The sequence below is a fragment of the Trebonia sp. genome (assembly GCF_030042015.1).
GTDB lineage: Bacteria > Actinomycetota > Actinomycetes > Streptosporangiales > Streptosporangiaceae > Trebonia.
In genome coordinates this window covers 1-4570 of record NZ_JASIAL010000150.1, presented here as the reverse complement: position 1 = coordinate 4570, position 4570 = coordinate 1, and the positions used below count along the sequence as shown (strand labels likewise).

At 69.5% G+C, this 4570-nt stretch carries 2 protein-coding genes and 1 pseudogene; all 3 read right to left on the bottom strand.

Going from position 1 to position 4570, the window contains the following annotated elements; all coding sequences use genetic code 11:
* Positions 1-299: 299 nt before the first annotated feature.
* Positions 300-2075: a reverse transcriptase/maturase family protein gene (locus Q1N79_RS07655; protein WP_300605986.1), complete on the bottom strand. Its 1776-nt coding sequence runs from the start codon at positions 2073-2075 to the stop codon at positions 300-302.
* Between the two features lie 447 nt (positions 2076-2522).
* Positions 2523-4010 carry a DUF222 domain-containing protein gene (locus tag Q1N79_RS07650; RefSeq protein ID WP_300605984.1) on the bottom strand — a complete coding sequence of 496 codons (1488 nt, stop codon included), beginning with the start codon at positions 4008-4010 and terminating at the stop codon, positions 2523-2525.
* 182 nt (positions 4011-4192) lie between these two features.
* Positions 4193-4570, bottom strand: a pseudogene (locus tag Q1N79_RS07645) (hypothetical protein); the annotation flags it as partial.

Below are 4570 nucleotides of genomic sequence, written 5' to 3'. Positions count from 1 at the left end.
GCCGCGGCTTCGGCGTCCTTGCCGGTCAGGTAGCCGGGCTCGCCGAGCTGGGCGGCCAGCCAGGCGGCCTCCAGTTCGGAGGCGCCGGGCAGGTCGCGCAGCGCCGACAGCGGCACGTGCACGTGCACGTGGGTGTCAGCGCCGGCCCGGCCGGGCACCATCTTGGCCCGGATCAGCAGCTCACAGCCCTCCTGCAGTAGGGTGGGCTGCCCGGCGAGGTCCCGCTTGGCGGGCCTTTTCCGGGCAGCCTCCCTCCGAACCCGGCGTGCGCCGTTAAGCGCACCGGGCTCTCCAGCGATTTATGCCGCGTTCGCGACGGGGTTCGCGTGGATGTAGGCATGGCATGGGGCGCAGACCACGAGGGTCTTGCGCCGCATTTTCGCCATGAGGGCCGCCCACGCGGGCTGACCTGGTTCCGGTTTGCCCAGGTGGCTGAGCGCGGCGACCTGGTGGATGGCTACCGTGGCGCCGCGTTCGCACAGCTCGCACCAGTGCGCGCGGAGCCGGTGGATAAGCTCCTTGCGCGGGGTGATGACCGGGACCGGGGCAGGGTCGCGGATGACCGCGCGCCGGTCTTGCCGCAAGATGATCCCGCCGAATCGTGCTACCAGGTCTTTCCTGCCCTCCCGCGTCAGCCTGGCCTCGAAGCAGGTCCGGGGGCCGTCGCTGGTGATGACCGTGGTCTTGTACCGGGCGGCCATCTTGGTGACGGTGGACTTGTGCTTGGCGGCCAGCGTTTTCAGCATTGATGTCTCGGCGTACCAGCGCAGCCGCTGGAGCCGCCCGGCATCTTGGGCGAGCCGGTAGTAGTTCACGACGCCCCGGTATTCGGCTCCGTAGACCCGCACGATGTCGTAGTCGGGCAGGTTCTGGAGCCGGGGCCGGTGCCATGGTTTGCCGTGGTACCGGTAGCGGGCGCACTGGGCCTTGATCACGTCCGGCGGGACCCGCAGCGCGATAGCCCCGTTAGCCGACCGGCGGCCATAGGTGATCCTGGTGTTGCGGTGCTGGACGGTGATGTCGTAGCCGAGGAACCGCGCCGGTGTTGTCCTGGCGTGGGTGATCAGGGTCTTGTGCTGGCTGAGTTCCAGTCCGAGGGTCTCCCGGAGGAACGCTGCCAGCCTGCCCTTGATCTGCTCGGCTTCGGCCCGCGGCCCGGCCAGTCCCAGCAGGTGGTCGTCTGCGTACCTGAGGTACCGCAGCCGCCGGAAGCCGGGGTCTGCCGGGTCGCCGACGGGGAGCGCGCGCAGCTGCTGTGTCAGGTCCCGGGCCGCTGCCCGGTCCCCGTGCCGCCGCGCCATTGCCAGCCGTTTCGCCGTCTTGCGGTAGGCGGGATTGCGTGCCCGGCTGGCTCCCCGTGTGTACTGCGGGATCAGTTCCTGCTCGACGAATCTGTCGAGCTTGTCCAGGTAGATGTTGCTCAGGATGGGGGATACCACGCCGCCTTGCGGCGTGCCGCTGAGCGTGTCGTGGTATTCCCAGTCTTCGAGGTACCCGGCTTGGAGCATGTGACGGATCAGCCGGAGAAACCGCTGGTCACCGATCTTTTCCGCGAGGATCTTGAGCAGGATCTGATGATCCAGGGATCCGAAGCAGTCGGAGATATCTCCCTCGATGAACCACACGGTTCCGGGCCAGGTGTCGCGGACCTCCCGCAAAGCGGTGTGGCACCCGCGTCCCTTCCGGAATCCGTGCGACCGGCCGGAAAACTGCGGCTCGTAGATCGCCTCCAGCAGGAGGCGCACCACCTCGCCGACCAGCTTGTCAGACCATGACGGCAGGCCCAGAGGCCGGAGCTTCCCGTTCTTTTTCGGGATATAGATGCGGCGGGCCGGGGAGAACCGGTACCGCTCGTGCCGCATCAGCTCGATGATCTGGTCGATCTTGCCCTCGGACATGCCATCGGCGGTTTCCGCGCTGGCCCCCGGCGTCATCGCTCCCTGGTTGGAGTAGATGTTCCCGTAGGCCAGCAGGTACAGATCCTTGTTGAACATCTGCCGGTACAACTGCATCAGCGGCAGGCCCTTCCTGCCGCGGTCGCGGAGAACGCTCAGCACCACTGCGGCTTCCTGCATTACGCATCCCTCATGGTCTGGAGCCCTCAATCGCCTGTGCCCCTTCGCCCTGTGGACCGGCTTTCCCGGTCACCAGATTGGCCGGACGTCACCCCGGCGACTACTACGGGCACTCCGTCGCCCGCCAGGCTCGCGCCCGCCGGGTCGATCCCACGTTCACACTGCCGTACGTATCTAGCGCGACTTAGGCGTCCCGTCCGTCTCCTTCAATGCCCTCACTGGGCATCGCTCCAGCACCCCGGAGGATTACCGCAGGCACGCCGTTTATCCTGCGGCAGGGGCCGGCACCGGTTTCAGGCGTCTTTCCGGCGGGCGTCCACTTGCGCCTTCTGGAAACTGGGATTCAGGCAATCAGGCTTTCGCCATATCGCGCGGGCCTCCCGGCACGTCGCCCCGTACGCCTGGGCACGACTGCCGGTTTACTGGCATGCTGCTGTCCCCTTCACCTCACGGATCCAGGTAAGCCATCAGACCCACGGACACCTCCTCCAGTCCGCGCCCGCTACGCGGGCGATACGGCAGTGCGCCTCGTGGCGCACGCGCGTCGTGGAAACGCTGCCCCTCGGTGCGGTGATCTTCGGGGCCGGCCTTCTTGCCGAGCGCCTCCAGGACCGCCTGGACGGCGGCGCCGCATTCGGGGGTGAGGTTGCCGCGGAGGACGGCGGCGCCGCCGAACGTGGTGCCGACGGCCAGGTAGCGGTCGTCGAACCCGCCGTCGTCGTCGTCGGGGTCGGGGTGCTGTGCGCGCCATTGCTCCCAGGCGGCCGCCGCGATCAGCGCCAGGTCCTCCGGCAAGGCGCCCGCGGCCGCGGCCTGCAGCAGGATCGTCCCGGTCTGGGCGCGCAGCTCCTCGGGGAGCTTCCTGGTCAGCTCGGTGATCTGCAGCCCGCAGGACTCCGAGACCTGCCCGGCGGCCATCGCGCCGGCCACGCCGGGGTGCGCGCTGAGCCGGCGCATCTGCCGGACCGCGGCCTTGGCGTCCTTCCTGGTCATCTGGGTCCTGGCGGCCAGCCACGAGGCCGGGGTCCCGTACCCGTCGGCGTCGTGGGCGCCGGCCGCGTCGAACCGGCGCAGGAAAGCGGCGTGCGCCGCGGCGAACCTGGCCCGCAGCCCGCCCAGCGAGACCAGCACCTCCCCGATGGCAGCGGTGTCGAGATCGGCGGCCGCCGGGGAGTTCAGGAAGTCCAGCCCCGCACGGGTTACCCGCAGCGCGTCGTGGAAACGCTGCCCTTCGGTGCGGTGATCTTCCGGGCCGGCCTTCTTGCCCAGGGCCTCCAGCACCGCCTGGACGGCGGCGCCGCATTCGGGGGTGAGGCTGCCGCGGAGGACGGCGGCGCCGCCGAACGTGGTGCCGGCCGCCAGGTAGCGGTCGTCGAACCCGTCATCATCGTCGTCGGGGTCGGGGTGCTGGGCGCGCCATTGCTCCCAGGCGGCCGCCGCGATCAGCGTCAGGTCATCCACGGACGCGCCGGCCGCCGCGGCCTGCAGCAGGATCGTGCCGGTCTGGGCGCGCAGCTCCTCGGGGAGCTTCCTGGCCAGCTCGGTGATCTGCAGTCCGCACGACTCGGAGACCTGCCCGGCGGCCATCGCGCCGGCCACGCCGGGGTGGGCGCTGAGCCGGCGCATCTGCCGGGCCGCGGCCTTGGCGTCCTTCCTGGTCATCTGGGTCCTGGCGGCCAGCCAGGAGGCCGGGGTCCCGTACCCGTCGGCGTCGTGGGCGCCGGCCGCGTCGAACCGGCGCAGGAACGCCGCGTGCGCCGCGGCGAACTTCGCCCGCAGCCCGCCCAGCGAGACCAGCACCTCCCCGAGGGCGGCGGTCGCAAGCTCATCACCGGCCGGGGAGTTCAGGAAGTCCAGCCCCGCGCCCAGCAGCCGCAGCGCGTCGGCAACGCTGCGCGGCGTGCCGCCGTTCTCGCCTTCGCTTCCGGTGCACATGCTGGATCACCCCCGAACCGGGTCTTCTTCTCAGGCTTACCTCGATTATAGCACACCCGTTCTATGTAGAACAATAAATGATACAAGATCGTTTTCGAATTTCCTGGGAGTTCGGCGGCGTCGGTCCGGGAGTGGATGTGCTGCTGCGCGAGCGGCCACTCGAACGCGGTGTGCTTTCCTCCTCATTGGGCTGTCTGCCGGGCGTCGTTTCTGTCCAGGAAGATGCGGCGCGTGACGCGCTGCAGGTATTCCTCCCGGTTGAGCGGGTTATCGTCGGTCCGGGGGCGGGTAGGGGGCGGGCCATGGACGGGTTCGTAGTGGTCGAAGGTGGTTTCCAGGACGCCTTCGCCACGGGTGAGGTACGGGATCTGCTGGCGCAGCTCGTGGACCTGGGCCGCGGGGATGTCCCCTTCGACGGTGCACCAGGGACCCTGGGTCGAGGTCATCCCGGGGACGGCGCGCAGTTTCGCCAGGGCAGGCAGCACGGTGCTGAGAGTGTCGGCGGGAGTGTCCAGACGGAACCGGTGGACGGGCTCGCAGACCTGGGTTCCCGCCCGTTG